Below are 26746 nucleotides of genomic sequence, written 5' to 3'. Positions count from 1 at the left end.
GACGATTAGTGCATAGAGCCTGGCGCACTACCCATTCAGTCAACTTCTCCGATCCAATCCAGAAACAAACCCGTTCCTGGCTTTGATTGCCCCGCGGGCGTAATCGAACAGAAATAACCTCGCTTGGTGTTGCACTCATGTGCGCTGGCCAGTGCCAGTGCGCCGCTGTTCAGATACTCATCCAGTAAGGGTCGCCAGCCGATGCCAATGCCCAATCCGTTCTGGATGGCCCTCAGGTAAACCATGTAGCTGAGGTACGCATCATGGGCCGGTGGCTTTGAGATTTCGATCCCTGTTCCTTCAAAGAACCTTTTCCAGTCACCGTTATGATCCAGTTCGGACATGTGCAAAAGCTTGCGGTGCGCCAGCTCAGCATGGGTTAAACTCTGTCCGTTGTTCAACAGATCGGGATGGCAGACAGCTACCATCCGTTCAGCAAAAATTCGGCGACTGCTGGCGCCCGGAATACCCTGATCACCGAACAATATGACCACATCACACTTATTCGCGTTAAAATCAGGGTTCTGATCCCGGGTCACGATCTGGATCTTTGTAGACGGATGCAAGGCCTGAAACTCCGCCAGACGCGGTAGAAGATAAAGGCTGGTAAAGCCGATACTGGCACTGACCACGATGGTTTCATCACCCCGCCTGGCCCGTAAGGCATCCATCCCATTTCTGATCGCATCAAAGCCGCGCGACACCGCATCTGCCAGCAACACACCATCCTCTGTCAAAGTAAGGCGCGGCTTGGTCCGTAAGAAAAGCCTGACCCCAAGCTCTGCCTCCAATGCCGCGACATGGCGGCTGATTGCCGGCTGAAGCACATTCAACTCCTCGGCCGCCCGCGAAAAGCTGAGACGTCGCGCTGCTGCTTCGAACGCTTTAATCTGTTGAAGCGGAAGAGATTGATGCAACACATTCATTCCTTTCAGGAACTATTGTCATTCACCATTTCCGTCTTTTTCTCTCATTTCAAGCGCGCAAATCTATCTCAGCGACCGGTTAGGGAATGATCTATGGAAAAACGGATCCTGGCTTTGGGCGGTGACGGGATTGGCCCAGAGATTTTGGGATACGGCTTGCGCACGGCAGAGGTTCTGGCGCGACAAGCTGGTATCAAGCTCATAATCGAACAGGATTTGCTGCATGGTGCCTCTTGGGATGCTTTGGGCACTTTCTGTTCGGACGAGGTACTGCAAAAAGCCCGTCAATCCGATGCGGTTCTGGTTGGTGCTGTTGGCGGCCCTCAATGGGACAACATCCGCGTCCCGGGCGGTGCTGAGAAACAGGATGGCCTGATGTATCTGCGGCACCATCTGCAGACTTACCTTGGCCTGAGGCCTGCGCGCGGCTGGAAACCGTTGATGCGCCAAACACCATTTCGATCCGGCCTCGCGGATACAGCAGATGTCCTGATCCTGCGCGAAATGTGTGGCGGGGCGATGTTTGCGCACGAACGTGGCCAACGGATCAGGAATGGTGTGCGACAGGGATATGACCTGACCGCCTATGATGAGGATGAAGTATCGCGTTTCGCGCGTGGAGGGTTCGAACTTGCGCGCGAACGGCGTGGACGGCTGGTTAGCTGCGACAAATCCAATGTGATGGAAAGCTACAAACTCTGGCGCACAGTGGTGACAGAGGTCGCGCAGGATTATCCAGACGTGGCTTTTGAGCACATGTTTGCGGACAATTGCGCTTATCAGCTGATGCAGCGCCCGGGAGATTTTGATGTGGTTCTGTGCTGCAACCAAATGGGCGATGTACTTAGTGATCTGACGGCCGTTTATGCCGGGTCGCTGGGAATGCTACCGTCGGCGTCACTGTCAGCCAATCCCGCCAGCGGTCCGGTTTTCGGCATGTATGAAAGCACCGCTGGGTCGGCCCCCGACATTGCCAGGCGCGGCATCGCCAATCCAGTCGGTACAATCCTTTCGGTCGGCATGATGTTCAAATACAGTTTCGGTCTGCCTGAGTTTGCATCTCTGTTAGAAAACGCTGTCGAAGAAACACTGTATGACGGCATTTTGACGCCGGATTTGGTTGGTGAAGCAAATGGTTCTGAAATGACCGATGCAATCCTTGCACGGGTCACCGGATGAACCCTGCCTACGACTATATAATTGCCGGTGGCGGCTCGGCGGGATGCGTACTGGCGGCCCGGCTCTCAGAAAACCCGGATGTATCGGTCTGTTTGATCGAGGCAGGTGGCCATGGGCGCGACCTTTTCATCCGGATGCCAGCCGGAAACGGATTTGTATTTGGCAATCCACGGCTGGATTGGGGTTACACTTCGGTCCCGCAAGCCGGCCTGAATGGGCGCAGCATCTACTATGCCCGTGGCAAGGCATTGGGTGGATCTTCCATCGTTAACGGTATGATCTATATGCGTGGCGTGGCAGCCGATTATGATAACTGGCGGCAACTGGGGTTGGAGGGGTGGTCTTATGCGGATGTCCTGCCCTACTTCCGCCGCGCCGAAGGGTCACGCGATCGTCAGGATGAATGGCACGGCACCAATGGACCGCTCAAAACGGAACCAGCGCGTAACTTCGGTGAAGTCGAACGCGCCTTTATCTCAGCCGCCAAGGCAGCAGGACACACAGAGCTTGATGACTTCAACGGATCTGAAAGAACAGGCGTCGCGCGAAACGACAGCACCGTATCAAACGGCATCCGACAATCTTCGGCGATTGCGTACCTGCAGAACCGACACTCAAATCTGACGGTCCGTACAAATGCCCAGATCGGGCGGATCATATTCGAAGGCAAACGCGCAATCGGGGTTGAAACCACCAACGGTGAGGTCGTCCGCGCAGATCAAGAAGTCATCGTATGTCAGGGTGCTTTTGGTTCGCCGCAGTTGCTGATGCTTTCAGGTATCGGACCAGCGGATCATCTGCGCGATCACGGAATTGATGTCGTCTCGGATTTGCCTTCGGTTGGAGCTCACCTGGCTGATCACCCGGATGTTTCGATGCAATACGGATCAGAGCGGATCGATCTGAGCCACGCAAAACACCAGCGGCTGGACAAGGCCGCAATCTTGATGGGCAAGTGGCTGCTGAATGGCTCTGGCCCCGGCGGTGGCGCATTTTTTTCAACCGTGCTCTTCCACGCTTTCGAGGACCCAGCCCTGCCTGAGCTAGAGGTGTTTATGACGCCCATGGTGGTCGAGGAGAACCTAGGAAACGGCGCGGATGAGAATGTGCCACTGCTTCAGCGCCTGGGTCGCAAGCTATTAGTCCGCGGCCGCAAGATGGCCCGGCCGGGCATTCAGATCGACATCAATCTTGAACGGCCTCAATCAACCGGAACCGTTCGGTTGGCCAATTCCGATCCACGCACGCATCCGTTGATTGATCCGAATTATCTGGCCCACACAAAAGATCTGGATGATTTGAGAAAAGGCGTTGCCGTCACGCGTGAGGTGATGTCTCAGCCCGACATCGCCCGATACCACACGGGCGAAATCGGGGTTTGGAAAGATGCGCATACGGAGGCTGAAGTCACCGAAGCGATCCGTCAAAGCGCCTATACAGGGCATCATCCCTGCTGCACAGCTCGAATGGGAGATGTGCTGGACAACGGACTGCGTGTTCACGGCGTCGACGGGCTGCGCGTTTGCGACGCCTCTGCGATGCCCACTCAAATCACTGGAAACCTCTACGCAACCGTTGTCATGATGGCTGAAAAGGCTGCTGACATGATCCTTGGACGCACAGCTTTACCACCTGAATACCCCGGAAAGAGACCCGAATGACCGAGAAACGTATCTTTCAGTACTTCGCCAACAATCAATGGCATGACCCGGCCGAAGGGGAATACATCGACAGCGAAAACCCCGCGACCGGAGAGGTTTGGGCCCGTATACCCGATTGCCGTGAAGCCGATGTAAACCGGGCGGTGGCCGTAGCAAAATCCGCCTTTTACGACGGACCATGGGGCCGCATGCAACCTGCCGAGCGTGGGCGGGCTTTGCGTCGGATTGGCGATGTCATCTCAAAAAACGCTGACCGTCTGGGTGCGATCGAGACACAGGATAACGGCAAGCTTCCATCGATGATCACGCCGGGACTGAAACCGGGGCAATGGCAAGTGGACAGCTGGCATTATTACGCGGGTATGTGCGACAAGTTCGAAGGTCGCGTCATCCCTGCCGAAGCACCGAACATCCACAATTACATGACGTGGGAGCCGTTCGGCGTTGTGGCGCAGGTTTTGCCGTGGAACTCACCGCTTGGAACACTGATCTGGAAACTAGCGCCCTGTCTGGCTGCGGGAAACACCGTGGTTCTGAAACCTTCTGAGCATTCCAGCTGCTCGACGCTGGAACTGATGGATGTTCTGCTTGAGGCAGACCTACCTCCGGGTGTCCTGAACGTCGTCACCGGCTATGGGCCGACGACGGCAGCTCCGATGATCGAACACCCCGATGTCCGAATGGTCAGCTTTACGGGCGGCACCGCAGGTGGAAAGGCGGCAGCGGTTGCCGCCGCGCAACAGGTAAAGCCCGTGGTGATGGAGCTTGGTGGGAAATCCCCTCAGATCGTCTTCCCTGACGCGGACATCGAACTTGCCGTCAACGGAGTTGCAGCCGGGATTTTTCCACCGGGCGGTCAAAGCTGCATCTCGGGCTCTCGACTATTGGTTCATGCAGACGTCATCGATGAATTCACCAACAGGCTGGTCGACGTGGTTCGCAAAGCCCGCGTCGGTGACCCTCTGGATCCGGCAACACAGATCGGTCCAATGGCGAACCGGCCACATTACGAGGCCGTATTGAACCGGATCGCAGCCGCCGAAGCAGCAGGGCACATCCTGCTGCTGGACGGGCGCTCAGCCTGTCGAGACGCCGGGTACTACATCGGCCCGACCATCTTTGCCGATGTTCCAAACAGCGCCGATCTTGCCCAGAACGAGGTATTTGGCCCCGTTGTAAGCACCGAAGCCTGGACGGATGAGGCAGACGCAATCCGCCTCGCTAACGATACCATCTACGGTCTAGCCGCCGGCATCTGGTCGCAGGATGTGGCCCGCGCGATGCGGGTTGCGAACCGCATCGAGGCAGGCACCGTTTACATCAACAATTACTTCAACGCCGCCACCCAATCACCTGTCGGTGGCATGAAACAATCTGGCTATGGCCGTGAAAACGGTTGGGAAGGGATGCGTTGCTTCATGCAGACGAAATCTGTCTGGCTATCGACCGACCCGCATCAACCCGATCCATTTGAATGAAGGACGGCCAACCGTGACTGCAATAAAGCGCCTCGCAAATTTCGCCACATCCGCAAAGCCGTGCGATGAGTTGCGGCTGATTATTGCACCCGCTGTCGCTGATTGCTTTGGATGTATCCTCGCCGGGGCCGACGCCGAAGTCACACAACGTGCAATTTGTGCCTTGAGCCGAACAGGCACCGGATCGGCGCCTGTTTATGGCAGCGATCAGAAACTGTCGGCGCCCCATGCAGCACTGGCCAACGCGGTTGCAGGTCACGCTTGGGATCTGGACGACTGGGAAGAGCCGGGAAACACGCACCCGACTGTCGTGCTGCTGCCTGCCCTTTTGGCAGCCGCCCATCTCAGCCCAACCAGCGGCAAAGAACTGAGCAACGCTTATGCCATCGGGGCCGAGATTATCATGCGGCTCGGCGAAGCTGTGTCGCTGGATCACTACGCCCGTGGGTTTCACAGCACAGCAACACTAGGAACCATAGGCGCGGCCAGCGCCGTATCCCGATTGCTGCAACTTTCACCCGAACAGACGTCGCATGCGCTGGCTCTGTCCGTGTCGCAGGCGACGGGCCTGACCCTTCAATTCGGCTCGAATGCCAAACCATTGCAAGCCGGATGGGCAGCACGAAACGGTCTTGAAGCCGCCTTGATGGCAGCAGAGGGAAATACGGCGCAGGCCCATGTTCTCGACCACCCTCGTGGTTTCGCGGGCCTTTTGGGCGATCACAGTGAAGCGCGGTTTGAAAAGGCTTTGGCCGATCTGGGCGCACCATGGGCCTTGCAGCAATATGGTCTGATCCTCAAACCCTGGCCCTCTTGCGGATATACGCATCGGTTGATGACGGCCGCATTGGAGCTGCGCCCGCACATCATCAATCGGTTGGAAAAGGTCACGGCGATATCCGCGACCCTGCCCGACTTTCACTTTGAAATCCTACCATTTCAGAACCCCGTCACCCGGAGCGAGGCTTTGTTTTCAGCGCCTGCCTGTGTCGGACAGGCACTTGTGGCAGGTGATCTGACGTTGAACGATAGTGAAGCTCGTTTTTGGGAAAGCCCCGAAGTTGCGCGGTTGATCCAGCTGACGACAGTGACGGCAGAACCCGCTCTAAATCCCGACCTGAACTACGACCCGGATCAGCCCGATTGTTTGCGGGTTGAACTTTCAGGGGGCGAAGTTCTTGAGACCCGCTGCGCCTATCCATTTGGTGCGCCCCAAAACCCGATGATGAACGAACAACTCGCCCACAAGTTCGCCGAAGTCACCGGTCGCGACAAAGACGGTTTCTCAAAGCTCATGAACTGGCCAGATGCGCCAGATGTTGAAAATTTTTTCAGCGAGATAGCCAAATGACAGCACGCAGACGCAGCGGCGGGCGCGCAGCCCGAAAAGAAGTGCGCAACGAAGGCGCAGGTTCGGGACCAAGCACTGCTATCTGGCCTGGTATCGAAGGCGGGCAATATGCCCCTCTGACAAACGACGAAATCAGGATGATCGATGAAACGGCGATGCGCGTCCTTGAAGAGATCGGCGTCAAAGGCGCGACCCGAACCTGTATAGATACTGTCTGTGCCGCCGGAGGCTCATTGACCGGAGATGGACGCCTGCTTTTTCCCGAGCACATGGTGCGGGAAGCGCTCAAGGGAGCAGGTCGAGATTTCAAACTGTTCGGGCAGAGCCCGCAGTTCGATCTGGACCCTTCAGGCGCACGCACTCATTTCGGCACATCAGGGGCGGCTGTGCACATTATCGACAGCCAGACCGGTGACATTCGTGATACCACGCTGCAGGACCTCTATGACATGGCGCGACTGGCCCATGTTCTGCCAAACATCCACATGTTCCAGCGTACGGTTGTCGCACGGGATCTTTCTGATCCACGCGAGATGGATCTGAACACAGCCTATGCCTGCCTGAAAGGAACTGCAAAACCAACAGGAACCTCGTTCGGCTCGACCGAGGCGATGGAAGATGCCGTTCAGATCCTTGAGATGATAACCGGTGGGCCAGAAGCCCTGCGGGCAAGACCGCCAATCTGTGTATCGACCTGTTTCATCGTGCCGCCTCTGACCTTCGCCGAGGAGGCATTGGGCGTCATCGAATGTGCCGCCCGTCACGGTATCCCTCTCAAACTGGTGTCCGCCGGGCAGGCCGGGGCGACTAGCCCTGCCCCACTGGCCGGTGCCGTCGCACAGCAAACCGCCGAAGTCCTGGCGGGCATCGTTTATGTCAACCTGCTGAACCCAGGTCATCCCGCCACATTCGGTGCCTTGCCCTTTGTCAGCGACCTGCGCACCGGCGCAATGTCCGGGGGCAGCGCGGAACAGGGTCTGCTGATGGCCGCCTGTGCGCAGATGGCCCGGTTCTACGGCATTCCCTGCGCCGTCAGCGCAGGCATGACGGACAGCAAGTTGCCTGATTTTCAGGCCGGGTTTGAGAAAGGGTACACCGAATTGCTCGCCTCCCTTGCCGGCGCCAATCTGATTTATGAGGCGGCGGGCATGTACGGCTCATTACTGGGTTGCTCACTCGAAAGTTTCATTCTGGACAATGATCTGATCGGTTCGGTCATGCGCGCAACACGTGGGTTTGAGGTCTCAAAAGAGACATTGTCGCTTGAGGCGATACGCGAGGTTTGTGTGGATGGGCCGGGTCATTTTCTAGGGCATGGTCAAACCCTGAACAGGATGGAAAGTGACTACTTTTATCCCGCGCTGGCCGACCGGCGCACACCGCAGGAATGGGCAGCGGCCCCCGACAAGGATCTTCTTGAGCGGGCCCGCAGCAAAACCCGTGAACTGCTTTCGATGCCTGCGCCCTCTCACATATCGGACAAGCTGGATCAGGAGATCCGAAGCCGCTTTCCCATTCGCAAGCTCACTGGAAATTCTGACCGTTAATCGGGTATCAGCGCAAAAAAGGCAGAGTGCTTTGTTCACAAAAAGGGGCAGGGAAACTGTCCCCTGCCCCGTACTGCTCTGCCTGTTTTTTGGTTGTATCAAAGCGCCGCTTTGAACAATTGCGTCAGATTTTCCTCGGTCAGTTCGATTGGGTTGCCACCGCAGGATGGGTCAATGATCGCGCCCTTAACCAATTCAGGGATTGATGCTTCGGTCACACCCAGTTCCGACAGTTTGCGCGGGATGCCCAATGAATCATTGAATTCCTGTACGAAGGCACGGAACCCCTCGAAACCGCCCTCGATACCCAGATAAGCTGCCGCCGCATTGAACCGGTCTGCAATAGCCGACGCATTGAAATCCAGAACCGCTGGCATACAAACCGCGTTGGTCGTGCCGTGATGGGTGTTGAACACCGCACCAATAGGATGGCTCATGGCGTGGATTGCACCCAGACCCTTTTGGAACGCGGTTGCACCCATCGCCGCTGCACTCATCATCTGGGCACGCGCCTCGATATCGGTACCGTCTGCATAGGCTCGTGGCAGGTATTCCTTGACCAAACGCATGCCTTCCAGCGCAATACCCTGGCTCATCGGATGGTAGTGCGGGCTGGAATAGGCTTCGACACAATGCGCAAAGGCATCAAGGCCGGTTCCCGCTGTGATGAACTTGGGCATGCCCACTGTCAGCTCAGGATCACAGATCACGACTGTTGGCAGAACTTTGGGATGGAAGATAATCTTCTTCGCATGCGTCTCGGAGTTGGTGATGACGCTGGCGCGTCCGACCTCGGACCCCGTACCGGCAGTTGTCGGAACGGCGATGATCGGCGCGATGACGTCAGCGTTAGCGCGGGTCCACCAGTCTCCGATGTCCTCGAAATCCCAGACGGGCCGCGTCTGACCGGCCATAAAGGCCACCATCTTGCCCAAGTCCAGACCTGAGCCACCACCAAACGCGATCACGCCGTCATGGCCTCCCGCGTTATAGGCGGCAACGCCAGCTTCCAGGTTCTTTTCATTCGGGTTGGGATCGACATCGCTGAACAGGCCGCGGCCAAGACCGGCCGCCTCCATGATATCCAGCGTCGCTGTGGTAATCGGCAGATCGGCAAGCCCTTTGTCCGTGACCAGCAGAGGCTTTTTCATGCCTGCAGCCGCACAGGCTTCGGGCAGTTCCTTGATGCGCCCGGCACCAAATTTGATTGCGGTCGGATACGACCAGTTTCCAACAAGGCTCATGTCAGAGTTTCCTTCAAGATAGAGGCCTGCCTCGCCGAGGGGGAAGCGAGGCAGGCATGTCGTCCTTAGCCCGCTACCTTTTTGAGGTGATAGGATTTGGGACGTGTCAGGTTGTGATAGCCGATGACGGACAAGCCGCCGCCGCGCCCGGTATTCTTGCAACCGGTCCAGCAGAGACCGGGGTCCAGATAGTCCGCGCGGTTCATGAACACAGTGCCGGTTTCGATGGCGTCACCTACCCGTGCCGCGCGATCCACATCGCGGGTCCACAGGCTGGCGGTCAGGCCAAACTCGCTGTCGTTCATCAACGCGATGGCCTCGTCATCCGACGACACTTTCATGATGCCGACCACCGGACCAAAGCTCTCATCCCGCATCACGCGCATGTCATGAGTGACACTGGTCAGGATCTGTGGCGTCAGATAAGCGCCCCCGTCATCCTCGGCGAAGGTGTCGATATGGGCTACCGCCCCGGCTTCGACAGCCTCGGCGATCTGCGCTCGGACCTCATTAGCGAACCGGACATTAGCCATCGGACCAATTGTCGTCTCAGCATCCAGCGGATTACCCAGCTTATAACCCTTTACGACCTCAACTGCCTTGGCAACGAAGTCGTCATAGAGGCTTTCATGCACGTAAATCCGCTCGATCCCGCAACAGCACTGGCCCGAGTTGAACATTGCTCCGTCGATCAGAGTATCAACGGCTGCATCCAGATCGGCATCTTCCATGACATAGCCGGGATCTTTACCTCCCAGCTCGGTGCCAACACCGGTAAACGTACCCGCCGCTGCACGCTCCATCGCCTGACCGCCACCGACCGAGCCGGTGAAGTTCACGAAATCAAACGCGTTGCCCGCGATCAGGTCATTGGTCACGTCATGGCTCAGGAACACATTTTGGAACACGTCCTCAGGCACACCTGCGGAATGGAAGGCCTGTGCCATACGCTCACCCACCAGCAGTGTCTGTGTGGCATGTTTCAGGATCACAGTGTTTCCTGCAATCAGTGCGGGCGCGACCGTATTGATTGCGGTCATGTAGGGGTAATTCCACGGCGCAACCACAAAAACCACGCCATGTGGGATGCGCTTGATGTAGCGCTTGAACGTCTCGTCCTCGCCCACGGCGATGTCAGTAAGAGACGCCCCGGCGATCTCGGCCATATGGCTGGCGCGCTCATTAAAGCCACCAAACTCACCGCCATAACGCACCGGGCGTCCCATCATATGCGCCAGTTCGGGCACGATCTCATCGTTCATGGCGCCAACAGCCGCCACGCCCGCCATCACAAGATCAATCCGCTCCTGCAACGGACGCGCAGCCCATTCAGCCTGTGTTGCCCTTGCGCGGCCTGCGGCTTCAAACGCAGCCTCACGCGACAGAACTTCACGTTCCGCATAAACCGATCCATCAATCGGCGAGATGCATTTTAGTGTCTGGCTCATGCCATCAACTCCACATAGAGGGCGTCTGCGCCCTGCTTCTTCTTTCAGTAACTCTGATAAACATGTGAGGTCGGCCTCACATCCCGTCTGTTACGCCCGTTCAAACCCACGAGCGACTTCCCAATCCGTCACCACGCGCTCGAATTCCTCGATCTCAACCTCGGCCGCTCGGGTATAATGATCGACCACCTCATCGCCCATGGACGCACGTAACATGGCCGAGCCATGCAACGCATCCCGCGCTGCTCGCAGGTTACCCGGGATCATGCCGGTTTCGCCTTGGTACACATCGCCCTTGGTGGGCGGCTGCAACTCCAGACCCTCTTCGATACCTGAAATCCCGGCCGCCAGCATTCCGGCCATTGCCAGATACGGGTTCATGTCCGAGCCCGGGATCCGGCATTCAACTCGAACCGCCTTGGTCCCATCCCCGCACAGACGGAACCCGGCAGTCCGGTTGTCGACTGACCAGATGATCCGTGTCGGTGCAAAGGTGCCCTTCATGAAGCGTTTGTAGCTGTTGATGTAAGGGGCCATGAAATAGGTATAATCACCGGCATATTTCAGCAGACCTGCCATATAGCTTTTCATCAGCGCCGACATGCCCAACTCATCCGATGCGTCGTAGAAGGCAGGTTTGCCATCAGCCCAGAGCGACTGGTGCACGTGCGAGGAACTACCGACCTTGTCATGATGCCATTTCGGCAGGAACGTCGCGGCGTGGCCATGCTGCCAGGCAATCTCTTTCACTGCGTTCTTGGCGATCGAGTGATACTCGGCCGTGTCCATCGCCTGTGCGTATTTGATGTTCAGCTCTTCCTGCCCGGTCTCGGCCTCACCCTTTGTGTTCTCGACCGGTATGCCCGCATTCCACAGATTGTTGCGGATCGGGCGCATCACATGCTCTTCCTTGGTGGTCTGCAGGATATGATAGTCTTCGTTATAGCCCGAGATCGGCTCCAGATCGCGGAAGCCTTCTTTGCGGATCTGGTCAAAGCTCTTCTCGAACAGGAAGAATTCCAGCTCGGTAGCAGTCATCGCGTCATAGCCCATGGCTTTCAGACGGTTGACCTGCTTTTTGAGGATGGCCCGAGGTGAATGCGGCACCTCATCATGCGTGTGGTGATCCAGCACGTCGCACATCACCATCACCGTACCTTCCAGCCACGGCACAGGGCGCAAAGTATCCAGATCGGGTTTCATGACATAGTCGCCATAGCCCCGCTCCCAACTGGTCGAGGCGTATCCGTCGGGCGTGCCCATCTCAAGATCGGTGGCCAGCAGATAGTTGCAGCAATGGGTCTCTTCCCACGCGCCTGCCACAAAATGCCCTGCATGAAACCGCTTGCCCATCAACCGGCCCTGCATGTCCACCATGCAAACCAGAACCGTATCTACGGCCCCTTCTGAAACCTGGGTCTTGAGATGTTCGAACGTGAGCATGTGCCACCTTTATGCTGACCGGTCTCAGAGATCACCGGCTATTCAATCCGTTTGACCCGCCCCACAAAAGGGGCGGGTCGTTTTGGCAAAGTCTTAGCCGTAGCGATAAGGCCGGCCAGCTTTTTGCATGGTTGCGTTGTACTGTTTGAAGATTTCGACAACCTTCGCCTTTACAGGGCTTTCGGCTGCGATTTCATCCCAGAACTTGACGGCAGCCTCTTCGACCTGCGCCCATTCTTCATCCGGGATCGTGGTCAGTTTCAGCTTGTCGCCATTGACGCGCAGGGACGCTTCGCCACCCCAATACCACCACTGACGGTAGTAATGTGATTGGTCACAGCAGACCTTGAACAGGGTCTTCAGATCTTCGGGCAGTTCGTTCCAGCGATCCATGTTGGCAAAGAAGTGACCCGCCCATGCGCCCGACACGTTGTTGGTCAGGAAGTAGTTGGTCACGTCCGCCCAGCCGACTGTGTAGTCTTCGGTGATGCCGGACCATGCGATGCCGTCCAGCTCGCCGGTCTGTACCGCAACTTCAATGTCTTCCCATGGCAGGGTGACAGGAACAACGCCGAACTGCGACAGGAAGCGACCCGCTGTCGGGAAAGTAAAGATGCGCTTGCCCTTCAGGTCCGCCAGACTGTTGATCGGGTCTTTGGTCGCAAAGTGGCACGGATCCCATGCACCGGCAGAGATGTGCTTTACGCCGACCTTCGAGTATTCCTCGTCCCAGATCTCATTCAGACCGTACTGGTTGAAGAGAACCGGTACATCCAGCGAATAGCGCGATGCAAACGGGAAGTAGCCGCCAAACACGGTCACTTCGGTTGGGGACGCCATCGAGTCATCATCCGACTGCACCGCATCGATCGTGCCGCGCTGCATGGCGCGGAACAGCTCGCCCGTCGGAACCAGCTGATCTGCATAGAACAGCTCGATCTGCATCCGGTCACCAGCGATGTCGTTGAACATCTTGATTGCAGGGTCGATCACATGCTCAGCCAGTGCCGGGCCCGCATAGGTCTGCATCCGCCATCTGATCGTCGATTGCGCCAGCGCCGGTGTTGCCAAAGCAGCAGCAGGTGCCGCTGCGGCCCCTTTTAGAAATGTACGTCTGTTCGTCATTCTCTCTCTCCGTTGGTCAGTTTCAAATTTGCGAAAGGATATCCCCTCACCCTTGTCCCGGTTGGTCCGGGATCATTTGTTGTAAATGTAATCCGGCAGCCACAGCGCGATCTGCGGAAAGGTCATGATGATGGCCAATGCAAGTGTCATCACCAGAACGAATGGCAGGATCGATCCGTAGATGTCGCGCAGTGAAATCTCGGGCGGAGCCATGGCCCGCATCAGGAACAGGTTATAGCCGAACGGCGGTGTCATATAGGCGATCTGCGTGGTGATCGTATAAAGCACGCCGTACCAGATCAGGTCGAAACCTAACTCGCCCACAAGCGGGACGTATAGCGGGGCAACGATCACCAGCATCGCGGTATCGTCCAGAAAGGTGCCCATCAGGATAAAGCTGAGCTGCATCAGGATCAGGATCATCCACGGGTTCAGGCCCAGACGTTCCGTGAACAGATTTTCGATCGCACGCACCGCACCCAGACCATCGAACACCGCGCCAAACGCCAATGCGGCAAGAATAATCCACATGAACATGCAGGTGATGCCAAGGGTTGAGCGAACAGAGGTTTCAAAGACCTCACGGGTCATTCGCCCTTTCAAAACGGCTGCCGCAAAAGCGGTCAGCGCACCAATGGCCGAGCTTTCAACAAGCGAGGTCCAGCCGTTGACAAAGGGAACCATCATCGCAGCAAAGATCCCGATCGGCAGCAGACCCGCGCGCAAGAGGCGCAGTTTTTCCGCCATCGGCACATCACGCTCTTCCTTCGGCAGCGCAGGGCCCAATTCCGGATTAATCTTGCAGCGGATCACGATGTACAGAATGAACATCGCCGCCATCATCAGACCCGGCAGAATACCCGCCAGCCAAAGCTGACCAACCGGTTGCCTTGCAATCATTGCATAAAGCACAAGCACCACAGATGGCGGCACCAGAATGCCCAGGGATGACCCGGCCTGAATGACCCCGGTCACCATCTTCTTGTTATAGCCGCGTTTGAGCAATTCCGGCAGAGCGATGGTGGCACCGATGGCCATACCGGCAACGCTCAATCCGTTCATGGCCGATATCAGAACCATCAGCCCGATTGTACCGATGGCCAGACCACCGTTCAGCCCGCCCATCCAGACGTGGAACATCTTATAGAGATCGTCGGCGATTTTGGACTCTGCCAATACATAGCCCATGAAGATGAACATCGGCAGCGTCAGCAGCGGATACCATTTCATCAGCTTCATGGCGGCGGCAAAGCCGATATCGTACCCCCCGCGGTCGCCCCAAAGCAAAAGCGCGGCGACGACAGCAACAAACCCGATGGCACCAAATACACGCTGCCCGGTCAGCAGCATCAGCATCATGGTCGAGAACATCAGGATGGCGATCAATTCGTATGACATCAGATCACCTCACGCGGGATGTCGTCGCCCTTAAGGCGGAGAATATCTTTGAAAAGCTCGGATATGGCCTGCAGCAGCATCAGGAACAGGCCGAAGACCATGATCACCTTGATCGGCCAGAGATAGGGTCGCCAGGCGGTCGGGCTGCGCTCGCCATATTGCAACGAATAGCTCAGCGAGTCGTACCCGCCATAAATCATCACGCCGAGATAGACGATCAGGAAAAACACGGTAATCGCATCGGTCCAGGCCCGTCTGCGATGCGACCATTCACTATAGAGAAGGTCCATCCGTACATTCGATCCCATCTGAACCGAATAAGGCCCGCCAAGGATGTAGTAGGCAACCATCGCGAACTGCGCCATTTCCAAGGTCCAGAGCGATGGAAGAAAGAAAGTTTTTGAGACCGAAGACCAGAGCAGAATGCCCATCATCACAAAGATGCCGTACATGACCACACGGCCAATCCAGCGGTTCATACGGTCAATGACCGCCACATATCCCCGCATGAACTTCATGCCTGCTTTCCTGCTCTCATATCTTTGCCTCAACCTGAGAAAGCTCATCGACCACTGATCGCAGGATCGGCGCCAGCTGACCGGCGATGCGATTTATGCCTGTGGGTGTGTCGATCAGATCGTTGCGCACTTCGATCATCACATTTGGAATGCCACGTGAGATCGCATGCTCACGCAACGTGTGAGTGACACCATCGGTGGCGGAATAAGGTTCGTTCAATGCCACGCGCAGTCCACAGTCTTTGGCATGACGAAGCATGATCTGAGCCGCACGATCATCCGCATCGTGCAGAATGCCCAGTTCGACGGCCCGAACCTCACCCTTATATACCGGTGTAAAGCTGTGGATGGTAATCAGCACAGGCGGTGCGGGCCTTGCGTCCAATGTCGATGCCAGCAGCTGCCGAAACGGCTCATAAACTTCCCGTATCCGCCGGGTCCGTTGATCATCGGACAGATTTTGGTTGCCGGGAACCGGGAACACTTCGCTTAGCTGAGGCATCGCATCCGCACGTTCTGGCGGGCGGTTGCAGTCATAGACCAATCGGCTGACACGCGAGTGAACCAATGGCGCGTCCAGCGCCCCCATCAGTTCCACAGACAACTCAAACGCACCGATATCCCAGGCCGCGTGCGAACGCGCAGCAGCCTCATCCAGCCCCAGCCCGTTCAAAGACGCCGGGATAAAACGACTGGCATGCTCGCAGACCAGAACGGCAGACGCACCGCCCCGCGCATTCAGTGCGCGTGCCGCTGGTGCCTCGGTCGGCTGTAGCAATGATGACTCGGTATCAATTGGCATAGGTAACATTTGCTACAGCGGAAACTAACCTGTCAAGAAAATTACTGTAGACAAAATTACAAACACAAATATTCTGTAGAGAATTGAAAAAGAGGGGCCGATGGCAACCGTCGCCAAACTTGTCAAACAGCGAATACAGGATGAGCTTGATGGCCTGACCCGGTCAGAGCGCCAGCTTGCCTCGATCCTGCTGCAGGACTATCCCATGGCCGGGTTGCAATCGATCACCAAGCTCGCGGCAGCGGCTCAGGTTTCGACCCCGACTGTGATCCGCATGGCGCGCAAGTTGGGTTTTGACGGGTTCCCGGACTTGCAGGAAGCGCTCCGCGAAGAGGTCGCAGCGCAGATCAAGAAACCGATCTCCAAGCGCGACGCCTGGGTTGTGGATGACGAGGCCGAGCATCCTATCACCCGGTTTGCACAGGCCGTCTGGACCAACATGCGCCACACGCTGGAACGCCTCGACAAAGAGATGTTCGACGCGGTTGCTCAGCTATTGGCAGACACGGATCGGCATCTTTATGTGGTTGGCGGGCGCATCACCCGATCTAACGCCGATTACCTGTTCAACCATATGCAGATCATTCGCCCCAACGTGACCATGTTGGGCAATTCCGCCAATGTCTGGCCTCAATATCTGCTGGATATGGACGAAGCATCGGTCTTGGTGATCTTCGACATCCGCCGGTATGAGGCACATCTGGAAAAGCTGGCTCAGGTTGCGTCGAGCCGAGGAGTTACGGTGGTTCTGTTCACCGACCAATGGGGTTCTCCCATCGGCAGGACCGCTAACTACACGTTTCATGCATTGGTCGAGGCGCCATCCAGTTGGGATTCGACCATCGCCCTGCAACTGATCTCGGAAACTCTGATTGCCGAAGTGCAAGAAGCGCGCTGGGATGAAAGCAAGGAACGAATCGAAGAGCTGGAACGCTATTTCTCTTCGACCCGGATTTTTCGCAGCCACGAAACGTGACGGCTAAAATCATTACATTTCAATCGCATTGAAGTGCTTGATCTCATTTGACCTGCCACAGGCTCAAGACTAACTACTAATATAAGTTAGTATTATCAGAGGCTTGGATTTGCTACGGCAGTGGCACAACTACACCGCCTGTTCTGACAATCCTTTGCCGCCAGTAGATCAAAACAGGAAAATTATTGCCTACCAAATCCATCATATTTTCAGCATTCTCGCAAAACGTGAGAGAAAACCAGCCGGGCGAGCAAACTATCGCCAGCTTTCACCCTTACGTTGCCAGCGCCTCTACAGCTAGTTGTTCGCTACTGATACGCACAATGGGCATATTGATATCTGTTGGCCAAAACCTGTACCGCTTTGGCCTGTCAAAGATGCCTCGAATGAAAGACAAGGGCCACGCATCGTGAGTTTCAAAAACCAAGCATCTGCACCGCCGCGCCACGAGCTTCGTAAAGTGCGCAATCAGGGGACGATGTTCCTAGCCCTGGCCTTTTTGTTCAGCATCTTCGTAAACCTGCTGATGCTGACGGGTCCACTGTTCATGCTGCAGGTCTATGACCGGGTGTTGGGTTCACGTGCGGTTGAGACACTGACCGCGCTCTTCCTTCTGGTGGCTTTGCTCTATGGGCTGATGGCGATGCTTGATTTCGCCCGGGGCCGCATTGTGGCCCGGTTCGGGGCTAGGTTTCAATCCACACTGGATCAACGCGTTTTCGATGCCACTCTGCGCCGCGCCCTGCTTCCGCAGGCGCGTTCAGCCCCGGCAACGGCGCTGCGCAATTTGGAATCGATTCAGAACCTCTGCTCATCGCCTATTTTGCTGGCAGTCATGGACATTCCATGGACCCCGGTTTTTCTGGCGGCCATATTCCTGTTTCATCCCCTGCTGGGGTGGCTCGCCGTAGGTGGTGGTGCATTGTTGATCGTGATTGCAATACTCAATCAGGCACTGACCCATCGCAAAGTGGCCGCAGCGCAATCTGCCTCGGCGCGCGCAAACTCATTCTCGGAACACGCACGTCAGGCAGCCGAAGTCGTGCGCTCGCAGGGCATGCAGGAAGACGTCACAAAGCGCTGGTTGCAGCAACGCTCTGACGCGCTGTCGCAAACGATCGCTGCCAGTGACTGGACCGGCAGCTTTACCTCACTGACAAAATCCCTGCGCCTGTTCCTGCAATCCGCGATGCTGGCCTTGGGGGCGTGGCTGGTGCTGCAAAACGAAATGACGGCTGGCGCAATGATCGCAGGGTCCATCCTGTTGGGCCGCGCGTTGGCGCCCGTGGAACAGGCCGTAGGGCAATGGGGCACGATCGAGAGAGCACGATCAGCGTGGTCCTCATTGAATCAGTTCCTCGATAGTACGCCACCCGAAGCGCCTCGAACCAAACTGCCGGTTCCCGAAGCGCGGCTGACGGCAAAGGGTCTGACGGTGATCCCCCCCGGTGCAACTGGACCGACCTTGCGCAACGCTTCGCTGCAGCTCGAACCCGGGAAGGCCCTTGGCGTTATCGGCAAAAGCGGCTCAGGCAAAACCACCCTTGCCAAGGCCTTGCTGGGCCTTTGGCCGCCTGCGGTCGGCGAGATCAGACTGGGTGGTGCCACACTGGATCAATACGATCCGAATGATCTGGGTCGCCACGTGGGTTACCTGCCGCAACAGGTCACGTTGTTCAATGGAACGGTGGCGGAAAACATCGCCCGAATGTCACAACAGCCAGATCCTGACGCGGTCGTCGCCGCTGCCAGAAAGGCAAACGCGCATGAACTGATCCTGAGCCTGGAAAAGGGATACGATACGTTCCTGGAAGGAAATGACAGTCAGCTTTCCGGTGGTCAAAAACAAAGGATCGCATTGGCAAGAGCGTTATATGGCGACCCGGTTCTGCTGATCTTGGACGAACCGAACTCGGCCCTTGATGCCGATGGGACCGAGGCATTGAACGCAGCGATCCGCGGCCTGAAAGCAGAAGGCAAAGCAGCAATTGTCATGACACACCGACCACAGGCGATCTCGGAATGTGATGATCTGGTTGTCATCGAAAAGGGGCAAGTCGTCAAATCCGGCAGCCGAGACGAGGTACTGGGTTCGATGGTGCAGAACGCCAATGTCATCAAGCGGCAACTCAACAAGGTGGGTGAATAATGGCGGGTAACCAAACACGGCCAGCCTGGCGCATTACCGGTCCGGCCATTGTCGGCTTTGTCGCACTGGCCATCCTTGTCGGCGGCATCGGTGTATGGAGTGTTCGGACCCGTCTGGCCGGCGCAATTGTCTCTCAGGGCGTGATCGAGGTTCAAAGCAACCGGCAGGTGATCGAGCACCCTGACGGGGGTGTTGTTGGGGAAATCTTCGTCCGCGACGGTGATGAGGTTGCTTCCGGTGCCATGTTGCTGAGGTTGGATGATACCTTTCTGGCATCTGAAAAGTTCATCGTTGAATCTCAACTGTTCGAGCTGCTGGCCCGCAAAACCCGACTGGAAGCTGAGCGTGATGGTGTGGACAAGGCCATGCTGGACGCAAAATTGCAGGAATTGAAAGATCAGGAACCAATCGATCCGGGGCTTTTGGCAGGTCAGGCCCGCCTGTTTGCGGCACGTCTGGAAACTCTTGCCCAGAAGACCGACCAGCTTGGTAAGCAAAGAATTCAGATCGAAAGTGAAATCGATGGAACCGAAGCCCAGTTGGTTTCGTTGCGCCGACAAGTTGAACTAATCGGCGAAGAGCTGGAAGATCAGCAGAGCCTGCTGACGCGCGGCCTGACCCAGGCCAGTCGCGTCTCGGCCCTGCAACGAGAAGAAGCCAGCCTGACTGGCCAGATCGGCAATCTGGAAGCAGCAGTCGCGCGGCTCAAAGGGCAGATTGCAGCAACCGAAATTCAGATTGTCGAACTTTCTGCCACCCGGCGGGAAGAGGCAATTACCCAATTGCGGGATGTTCAGTCACAGGTCGTGGAATTGTCGGAACAAAGGTTGTCGCTGACCGAGCGTCTGTCACGCCTCGACATTCGTTCGCCTGTGTCGGGGACAGTCTACGGCAGTCAGGTCTTTGCTGTGCAGTCGGTGATCCAACCCGCTGAACCGATGATGTATGTTGTGCCACAGGACACGCCATTGCTGGTAGCCGCCCGGGTGGATGCCATCCATGTGGATCAATTGCATCTGGGTCAGCCTGTTGCCTTACGATTTCCAGCCTTTAATCAAAAGGACACACCAGAAATCGAAGGTCATGTGATCAACGTATCCGCTGATACCTTCACCGATGAAAACTCGGGGCTGACCTTCTATCGCGCCGAGGTTGTTCCGGATGAGGGGCAGGTCGAACGCCTGAATGGGCAAAACCTGCTGCCGGGCATGCCGGTCGAGACACTGATCAAGACAGATGAACGGACACCGCTGTCATATCTTGTCAAACCGCTGGCGGATTACTTCAATCGGGCCTTCCGCGAATAACCGGGTAGAAAGCGCGCCGCCCAAGATCGGGTTTCAGGCAGCGCGCATTCAAACGGCTTCGAGATTACCCAGCAGGATCGAGGTCATCTCGGTTGTCACCACCCCGTCGACCGCTGTGACTGACACACCTGTTTCGTAGTCGACATTGGTTCGGGTCATACCGGACAGATCGGCATCAGCATCCAGAAAGACCCACTTCGCTTCATGCGGAGTGGGTTGACCAACGGCAACTTGAAGAATGGCCAGCGCATCAAGTGCGTTGATCGTCCCATCCTGATTAATATCCGCCGCAATCAAGTTCTCTGGGGCGGCGGGCCCCCATGTCGGATCCAGTCCAACGGACATGCGTAGTACCTGCAGCGCATCAAGCGCAGTAATCTCAGCGCTGGCCGTGGAGTAACTTTTGACGACGTCAAACTCGCCCTGAAATGTTCCGTCAGGCAGACCCAAGTCAAACCGCCCTGCGGAATCTGCAGTGGCTACGACGGTCCCTCCACCCTGTGGTGTAAACCGGATTTCCGCATCAGCGAGCGCCGGGTTGGCTGTTTCCGTACTGATTTTGACGTCCCCCACAACACCGGGCGAACCGGGCGGGGTCAGGCCACCGAAATCCCCAAAATAAACCGGTACGTGGTCAGGTCCGTCAAAACCGCTCCCAAACACATCCGCACTTGTCAGTGGTCCACCTGCTGCTGAAATGACCTCGATCGTTTCGTCACGGTATTCGATCCGGGCACCCTGCGCCGTTGAGTTGAAACTTAGCTGGGCCGGGCTGCGCAAAAGTAGATAGTCGAACAAATCCAACCTGTCGGTGCCGGCTTCGAAATCGATAATCGTGGTCAGTTCGCTGCCAGAACGCATAACAAAAATGTCCGCTCCGCTTCCACCACTCATCGTCGTGGCACCCGTGCCCGCGATGAGAATGTCATCTCCATCTCCGGCGGACAGAGTTGAGCTGAGGATACCACCGGTCAACATATCATCCTGTGCCGAGCCTGAAACCACACCAGACCCCTCACGAACAACACCCAGATCCCCAACCGAAACCGTCAGCTGAGTCAGACCTGCATCCTCTTGCGAAGCCGCAAATATCTGCAGTTCGTCCCCCACATGGGCAACAGACAGCGTCTGAACATTCTGCAACCCGCTGGCCAGCGTATCTGCGAAACTGTCCAGATGGATGAGCTGGCCTTCGGGCGTCATGGTGAACAGAGTGATCCCGTCATCCCCCCCACCTGCCACAACAAACACTCTGCCATCGACCTCAATAACTGACAGGTCCTGAACCGATTCAAATCGGGTATGGAGCGTGTCCAGTACGTGATCTGTAGGCGTCAGTTTTCCGTCCGCACCCATATGCATGACACTGATTGAGTTGCTGCCCGCGCCAGCCACGACAACCCAGGAATTTCCGTAAGCCTGCACCACTTCAACTGCAGTTGGGGCGTTGATTCCAAGCGTCGCAATCGCATCCCCGTTGTCGATGGTGTTCAGCACGCCCGAATTCGGATTGATCCCATAAGTGTTGATCGAATTGCTGGCCGCATCCGCCGCGACGATGAACTGCCCCGTACCCACCTGCAGTGTCTGAAGCGAATCGGCCACCCCCGAGATTGCTCCGGTCAGGCTCAGCGATCCGTCTGCGTTTACACTATACGTGTTGATCTGGTCGGTATCTTCATGCGCAATGGTCAGCAGGCTCGTCGCACCCAAAGACACCTGAACCACTGCAGAGATATCGCCTCCACCGATCAGCGTTCCGGTTTCCTGCAGCGCGCCGATGGTTCCGTCGGCGTTGAGTGCGTATCCAACAAGGCCCGTAGCCGTATCAACATCCAATATCAGTTGATCATTTCCCGCCAGCGACACGGGCACACCACTGCGTCCGACCTGCATGCTGATAGAACCAGTAAAGTACTGTTCATCGATTACTTGCGGAGCACCACCCTCCACAATCCGCCAGGCCACGACTCCGCCGCCAGGACCGGTCGTGCTGTACAGATACGTGACACCGTTAAACGTTTTTAAAGCCGTATCGCCGATACCTGAATCGAGCGCCGGCTTCCCCGTTGCCACCACTCTTTCGAACTGAAGCGTCATTGCAAATCACCCCCATGCCACCGCTGGCATTGAAATCAGGATGATCAAGCGCCCGGACCGAAACCAGAGCAGGAATGTGGTGAAAACGAGAAGTTCGGCTCCAGTTTAACTCAATTTTTCTGGTCCGACCGCATGGATAACCGGGTGACAAGAACAATGAACAGAATTCGGCAAATGCCGAACTGTCGCCGGATTGCTTGCGGCCATCAAAGGTGAGGGCACGATGATGAAAGAACCCGTTTCGAATAAACAAGCGAACTCGGAAAATCTGCCTGAAGACGGGCGCAAAAGGCATGTGAGGCAATGGCTGGATCGCAAGATGCGGCAATGGGCTGGTCGCGGAATCGCGGGAGGGTTGGGTTCAAGTTTGATGGCATTGCCCGCGCTGGGTCAGGCCAGCATCGAAGACCTGTATGCATTTCAATTTGCCGAAACCATCCCCGGTGTACGGTCCGCCAAATTGCTGAAGAATGGCGATGTTCTGTTGAAGATGGCTGATGGCCGTTCGCTGATAGTGGCCGCTGAGAACGTACAAGTTCTCGACGGCGGCGCGATCATGATTGCTGAGGGAGTCGTGGCCGAGATCGCTCAATTCAGCCTCGCGGCCGAAGCAGGCGGAGCAGCGACCGGCGGCCTAGGTGGCGCAGGCGCCGTACTTGGCGGAGTTGGCCTCGCAGGAGCTGCGGCCGCCGGAGGCGGCGGTGGTGATGACGCCCCTTCCACAGGTGCGGCACCGACACCCCCTGCTCCAGCTCCCACCGCGCCACCACCTGCGCCTCCGGCACCTAAAATACCTAGCCTGAACCTTTCAGAGTTGCAGACGACTGGACTCAGCAGCGACAACCTGAAACTGGCCCTCCCCCAAGGCACGGAAACGGTGGAGGTTACGATTGGTTCAGTAACAAAGACGGTCACGCCGGAGCCTGACGGAAGCTGGATGATTTCCCTGACCCCAGCCGAAGCCGCCGGTCTGTCGCAGGGCCTGACAACCATCACTGTCAGAAATCTGGATAGCGATGGAGAGGAACTCTCCGCTGAAACCTTGGAATTCGTGGTTGATACCCAACCGCCAACACTGGCGATCACCGGATTCTCGGATGGCGCTGTGATGAACGCTCTGGAACAGGGCACCGACCTGACGATCTCGGGCACAACTGACGCCGAAAACGGTCAGTCGGTAATGGTCACGCTCAACGGAGAAACCTACACCGCAACGGTTTCAGACGGACAATGGAGTGTGACGGTCCCCGCCAGCGATCTGGCAGCCCTGCCGGACGGGGTCACCGTCACAGCCACGGCAGTTGTTTCCGATGCAGCAGGCAATCCGGCAGTTCAGGCAAGCAGCAGTTTCGACACAGATTTTGGCGCCCCCAACATCTCGCTCGACACCGTTGCAGGTGGTTCAATTGACCTCGCCGATGTGGCGAATGACCTAGTTCTGACTGGTTCGACAAGTGCCGAAGACGGGCAAACAGTGACGGCGACATTCGAAGGGCAGACCTATACCGGAACCGCATCGGGCGGAAGCTGGAGCGTTACCGTCCCGCGCGCTGATCTGGCGGGGCTTTCGACTGGCACTCCGGCGGCGATCAGCGTTGCGGTCAGCGATGCGGCCGGGAACCCTGCAGTTCCGACATCGGTATCTGTTCCCGTTGATTTGACAGGACCTTCGATTGCGATTTCGCCTTTATCGGTCGGCGCAGTCCTTAATCTGTCGGAATCCGGGTCGGATCTTGTCATCAACGGGGCCACGGGCAATGTCCCTGACGGTCAGCAAGTTACCGTCTCGCTCAATGGGCAGAGCTATACCGGCACGGTGTCTGGAGGGACCTGGTCTGTAACCGTTCCAACCGCTGATCTCGGCGCGTTGGCTGACGGCAGTTCTTTCACCGTCACAGCGGATGTCACGGACACAGACGGGATTGCCGCGCCGCAAGCTAGTGTCGGCGTATCCACAGATACATCACCACCAACATTGAGCATCGACACCTATTCCGGTGGCGCAGTCCTGAATGCCGCGGAGCAGGGCACCAATCTCACGATCTCTGGCTCCACTTCGGCCGAGGATGGGCAAACCGTAAGCGTTTCAGTGAATGGCCAGACCTACACAGGAACCGCTGCCGGTGGCGCGTGGAACGTGAACATACCTGCAGCCGATCTTGGTACCTTGTCGGATGGGTCGACAATTGCAGTCACGGCGGATGTTTCCGACGCCGCCGGCAACCCGGCGACACAGGCAACCGGCAGTTTTGACACCGATTTCACCGCACCTGCGGTGGCCATCACCAACCTGTCGGACGGGGCTGTTATGAATGCGGCCGAACAGGGAACAAATCTGACGATCACAGGCACCTCTGACGCCGCAGATGGAACCATCATCACCGTTGAAATCATACGTGAAGACGGGACTGTCGATATCACTGGCACCGCAACGGTGAAAAGCGGCACCTGGACCTACACCGCTACCGCCCTTGGCGGGCTACAGGACAACGAAACCTATGACGTGACCGCTACGGTCAGCGATGCAGCTGGCAACAGCAATAGCGCCTCAACCAGTTTTGAAACCGATTTTACGGCCCCAACCATCTCGGTGAACCCGTTATCGGTGGGATCAGTTCTTGATGTTGTGGAAAAGGACACCGATTTGGATATTTCCGGCACGACGACCGCCGAAGATGGCCAGACCGTTACAGTAAGCCTTGGGGGGCAAAACTACACCGCAACTGCCTCTGGCGGCAATTGGCAGGTGACGGTCCCGGCTTCCGATCTGGATGCATTGGCGGATGGCGGAAACTTCACTGTCACGGCATCTGTAGAAGATGTTGCGGGAAATCCGATTTCCGACGCAACAACGACACTTGCTACCGATTTCCGGCCGATCCTCGGAATGAACGCGGTTGGTCCAAACAACGCGGTTTCGCTTGCCGATGCAAAATCTTCAGGCATGACCGTCTCGGGCACCTCAAGCGGGCTTAGTGCGGGACAGACCGTGGATGTCACGCTCAACAGTGTATCCGTGGGTACCGCAACCGTCGCAGCCGACGGTACCTGGAACCTGACAGTACCGTCATCTGCTTTCACTGCGATTGACGCCGGTGACAGCCTTGATTTTTCAGCTGCTGCGAACGTTTCAGGTGGAACCGATCCGCTGCCCGTCAATGATCAGGCTGTGGCACATGTCCCCGCCGCCTATGTGATTACCGAAGCGGGACGCAGCGGCAACACTGTTACGTTTGAAATTCACGCGGATCCCGACGTCGACATCTCAAGCGGTTTCGCAATCACAGCCGAGCTGGGTTTTGATCCATCAGTCGTCACTTACGATACCGGATCAGAGGTAGAAAACGGCGACTTCAATCTGTTCCTCGCAAACCCGAATGGTGGGTCTGCCATCAGTTTTGCAGGTGCCGCAACAAGCTACAACGACCTGTCTCAACCCGTTGTAACGTTTACCATGACGGTACAAGATCCGACAAAGCCGATTGAACTGACCATCACGACACCAGATGGCGGACCAACAAAGTGGCAGATCGGAACCGACGGCGCCGACAACTTGACCTCATCAAACATCGACGACGTGATCCGCGGCGGAGATGGCGATGACACGATCGACCTGACCGGCGCGGGCAGGGACATTGTTGTCTTCGAGGCCGATCCCGCGGCCAATGGCACAGACACGATTACCGGGTTCACAATTGGTCCTGCTACAGATGTGACGGATGCGCTGATGTTCAGCGGTCTGGATGTCTCAACGCTGCGGGGCGATGGAACTGATGTGGAGACCTTAGCAGTCGGTGGAGCAATTGGCACCGATACCGGTTTCATCGGGTTGACCACCACGCTGGCGGACCTTGATGCGTATACACTCACCACTGCCATTGAGAGCCTTTCAGGTGCACTGGCAGGCGACGAAATCTATGTCCTCGCAACAGATGGGACCAACAGCGTTCTGGTCAGGGCAGACTATTCGGCCCCCGACACCGCCAGCGTACAAACAATTGCCCAATTCGACGGCTTGGCGGATCTGACCGGATTGAGTTCCGACAACATCCTTCACACCGACCCGACCGGCGCTACGGCCTGAACCGCGGGAA

General features: G+C 56.9%; 18 protein-coding genes. 9 read left to right on the top strand and 9 right to left on the bottom strand.

Going from position 1 to position 26746, the window contains the following annotated elements; all coding sequences use genetic code 11:
• Nucleotides 1-35: 35 nt before the first annotated feature.
• Nucleotides 36-917, bottom strand: coding sequence for a LysR substrate-binding domain-containing protein (locus tag GOX61_RS10970; protein ID WP_170333659.1), 882 nt, complete (start codon nucleotides 915-917; stop codon nucleotides 36-38).
• Nucleotides 918-1019: 102 nt separating this feature from the next.
• On the opposite strand from GOX61_RS10970, the gene leuB reads away from it, so the two are divergent.
• The 5 genes from leuB to GOX61_RS10945 are packed head-to-tail and all read left to right on the top strand — an operon-like array spanning nucleotide 1020 to nucleotide 8142.
• Nucleotides 1020-2105: a 3-isopropylmalate dehydrogenase gene (leuB, locus tag GOX61_RS10965; protein WP_170333657.1), complete on the top strand. Its 1086-nt coding sequence runs from the start codon at nucleotides 1020-1022 to the stop codon at nucleotides 2103-2105.
• Entirely contained in the window at nucleotides 2102-3766 is a 1665-nt protein-coding gene (locus GOX61_RS10960) for a GMC family oxidoreductase (RefSeq protein WP_170333656.1), read from the top strand. The genes leuB and GOX61_RS10960 overlap by 4 nt, the downstream gene beginning before the upstream one ends.
• Nucleotides 3763-5244: an aldehyde dehydrogenase gene (locus GOX61_RS10955; RefSeq protein ID WP_170333654.1), complete on the top strand. Its 1482-nt coding sequence runs from the start codon at nucleotides 3763-3765 to the stop codon at nucleotides 5242-5244. Before GOX61_RS10960 ends, GOX61_RS10955 begins: the two co-directional genes overlap by 4 nt.
• 13 nt (nucleotides 5245-5257) lie before the next feature.
• Nucleotides 5258-6595 (top strand): MmgE/PrpD family protein, encoded by a 1338-nt coding sequence (locus GOX61_RS10950; protein WP_170333652.1) that lies wholly within the window; start codon nucleotides 5258-5260, stop codon nucleotides 6593-6595.
• A complete protein-coding gene (locus GOX61_RS10945; RefSeq protein ID WP_170333650.1) occupies nucleotides 6592-8142 on the top strand; it encodes a trimethylamine methyltransferase family protein in 1551 nt (516 codons plus the stop codon). Before GOX61_RS10950 ends, GOX61_RS10945 begins: the two co-directional genes overlap by 4 nt.
• Before the next feature lie 98 nt (nucleotides 8143-8240).
• Here the strand turns inward: GOX61_RS10945 and GOX61_RS10940 are convergent, their stop codons facing one another.
• The 7 genes from GOX61_RS10940 to GOX61_RS10910 form a co-directional block, all read right to left on the bottom strand.
• Nucleotides 8241-9386 carry an iron-containing alcohol dehydrogenase gene (locus tag GOX61_RS10940; protein WP_170333647.1) on the bottom strand — a complete coding sequence of 382 codons (1146 nt, stop codon included), beginning with the start codon at nucleotides 9384-9386 and terminating at the stop codon, nucleotides 8241-8243.
• 65 nt (nucleotides 9387-9451) lie between these two features.
• Nucleotides 9452-10834 carry an aldehyde dehydrogenase family protein gene (locus GOX61_RS10935; RefSeq protein WP_170333645.1) on the bottom strand — a complete coding sequence of 461 codons (1383 nt, stop codon included), beginning with the start codon at nucleotides 10832-10834 and terminating at the stop codon, nucleotides 9452-9454.
• 90 nt (nucleotides 10835-10924) lie between these two features.
• Nucleotides 10925-12277, bottom strand: a complete 1353-nt coding sequence (locus GOX61_RS10930; protein ID WP_170333643.1) for a glutamine synthetase family protein — start codon at nucleotides 12275-12277, stop codon at nucleotides 10925-10927.
• A gap of 93 nt (nucleotides 12278-12370) precedes the next feature.
• Entirely contained in the window at nucleotides 12371-13402 is a 1032-nt protein-coding gene (locus tag GOX61_RS10925; RefSeq protein WP_155145707.1) for a TRAP transporter substrate-binding protein, read from the bottom strand.
• 72 nt (nucleotides 13403-13474) lie between these two features.
• On the bottom strand, nucleotides 13475-14800 hold the full coding sequence (locus GOX61_RS10920) for a TRAP transporter large permease (RefSeq protein WP_155145709.1): 1326 nt from the start codon (nucleotides 14798-14800) through the stop codon (nucleotides 13475-13477).
• Nucleotides 14800-15318 carry a TRAP transporter small permease subunit gene (locus tag GOX61_RS10915; RefSeq protein WP_170333641.1) on the bottom strand — a complete coding sequence of 173 codons (519 nt, stop codon included), beginning with the start codon at nucleotides 15316-15318 and terminating at the stop codon, nucleotides 14800-14802. Before GOX61_RS10915 ends, GOX61_RS10920 begins: the two co-directional genes overlap by 1 nt.
• 16 nt (nucleotides 15319-15334) lie before the next feature.
• Nucleotides 15335-16120, bottom strand: coding sequence for an N-formylglutamate amidohydrolase (locus tag GOX61_RS10910; RefSeq protein WP_367646959.1), 786 nt, complete (start codon nucleotides 16118-16120; stop codon nucleotides 15335-15337).
• Between the two features lie 100 nt (nucleotides 16121-16220).
• On the opposite strand from GOX61_RS10910, the gene GOX61_RS10905 reads away from it, so the two are divergent.
• The 3 genes from GOX61_RS10905 to GOX61_RS10895 all read left to right on the top strand — a co-directional run bounded on the left by GOX61_RS10905 (nucleotide 16221) and on the right by GOX61_RS10895 (nucleotide 20552).
• Nucleotides 16221-17096, top strand: a complete 876-nt coding sequence (locus tag GOX61_RS10905) for a MurR/RpiR family transcriptional regulator (protein ID WP_170333637.1) — start codon at nucleotides 16221-16223, stop codon at nucleotides 17094-17096.
• A 478-nt stretch (nucleotides 17097-17574) separates the two neighbouring features.
• The gene (locus GOX61_RS10900; protein WP_170333831.1) at nucleotides 17575-19245 is read left to right on the top strand and encodes a type I secretion system permease/ATPase; all 1671 of its coding nucleotides are present in this window, start codon (nucleotides 17575-17577) and stop codon (nucleotides 19243-19245) included.
• Entirely contained in the window at nucleotides 19245-20552 is a 1308-nt protein-coding gene (locus tag GOX61_RS10895) for an HlyD family type I secretion periplasmic adaptor subunit (protein ID WP_170333634.1), read from the top strand. Before GOX61_RS10900 ends, GOX61_RS10895 begins: the two co-directional genes overlap by 1 nt.
• Nucleotides 20553-20600: 48 nt before the next feature.
• Here the strand turns inward: GOX61_RS10895 and GOX61_RS10890 are convergent, their stop codons facing one another.
• Nucleotides 20601-22652, bottom strand: a complete 2052-nt coding sequence (locus GOX61_RS10890) for a dockerin type I domain-containing protein (RefSeq protein WP_170333633.1) — start codon at nucleotides 22650-22652, stop codon at nucleotides 20601-20603.
• Nucleotides 22653-22878: 226 nt separating this feature from the next.
• On the opposite strand from GOX61_RS10890, the gene GOX61_RS10885 reads away from it, so the two are divergent.
• Nucleotides 22879-26736, top strand: a complete 3858-nt coding sequence (locus tag GOX61_RS10885) for an Ig-like domain-containing protein (RefSeq protein ID WP_254436828.1) — start codon at nucleotides 22879-22881, stop codon at nucleotides 26734-26736.
• Nucleotides 26737-26746: the final 10 nt, after the last annotated feature.

The sequence above is a fragment of the Ruegeria arenilitoris genome, from assembly GCF_013030265.1.
Lineage (GTDB): Bacteria > Pseudomonadota > Alphaproteobacteria > Rhodobacterales > Rhodobacteraceae > Ruegeria > Ruegeria arenilitoris_E.
This window is presented reverse-complemented; position numbering and strand designations above follow the sequence as displayed.

Bases quoted from the DNA above. Each gene is read 5' to 3' on its own strand.
- GOX61_RS10915 (WP_170333641.1), bottom strand. From the start codon at position 15,318: ATGAAGTTCATGCGGGGATATGTGGCGGTCATTGACCGTATGAACCGC.
- GOX61_RS10935 (WP_170333645.1), bottom strand. From the start codon at position 10,834: ATGAGCCAGACACTAAAATGCATCTCGCCGATTGATGGATCGGTTTAT.
- GOX61_RS10900 (WP_170333831.1), top strand. From the start codon at position 17,575: ATGTTCCTAGCCCTGGCCTTTTTGTTCAGCATCTTCGTAAACCTGCTG.
- GOX61_RS10960 (WP_170333656.1), top strand. From the start codon at position 2,102: ATGAACCCTGCCTACGACTATATAATTGCCGGTGGCGGCTCGGCGGGA.
- GOX61_RS10890 (WP_170333633.1), bottom strand. From the start codon at position 22,652: ATGACGCTTCAGTTCGAAAGAGTGGTGGCAACGGGGAAGCCGGCGCTC.
- GOX61_RS10930 (WP_170333643.1), bottom strand. From the start codon at position 12,277: ATGCTCACGTTCGAACATCTCAAGACCCAGGTTTCAGAAGGGGCCGTA.
- GOX61_RS10945 (WP_170333650.1), top strand. From the start codon at position 6,592: ATGACAGCACGCAGACGCAGCGGCGGGCGCGCAGCCCGAAAAGAAGTG.
- GOX61_RS10885 (WP_254436828.1), top strand. From the start codon at position 22,879: ATGAAAGAACCCGTTTCGAATAAACAAGCGAACTCGGAAAATCTGCCT.
- GOX61_RS10910 (WP_367646959.1), bottom strand. From the start codon at position 16,120: ATGCCAATTGATACCGAGTCATCATTGCTACAGCCGACCGAGGCACCA.
- GOX61_RS10955 (WP_170333654.1), top strand. From the start codon at position 3,763: ATGACCGAGAAACGTATCTTTCAGTACTTCGCCAACAATCAATGGCAT.
- GOX61_RS10895 (WP_170333634.1), top strand. From the start codon at position 19,245: ATGGCGGGTAACCAAACACGGCCAGCCTGGCGCATTACCGGTCCGGCC.
- GOX61_RS10905 (WP_170333637.1), top strand. From the start codon at position 16,221: ATGGCAACCGTCGCCAAACTTGTCAAACAGCGAATACAGGATGAGCTT.
- leuB (WP_170333657.1), top strand. From the start codon at position 1,020: ATGGAAAAACGGATCCTGGCTTTGGGCGGTGACGGGATTGGCCCAGAG.
- GOX61_RS10940 (WP_170333647.1), bottom strand. From the start codon at position 9,386: ATGAGCCTTGTTGGAAACTGGTCGTATCCGACCGCAATCAAATTTGGT.
- GOX61_RS10920 (WP_155145709.1), bottom strand. From the start codon at position 14,800: ATGTCATACGAATTGATCGCCATCCTGATGTTCTCGACCATGATGCTG.
- GOX61_RS10925 (WP_155145707.1), bottom strand. From the start codon at position 13,402: ATGACGAACAGACGTACATTTCTAAAAGGGGCCGCAGCGGCACCTGCT.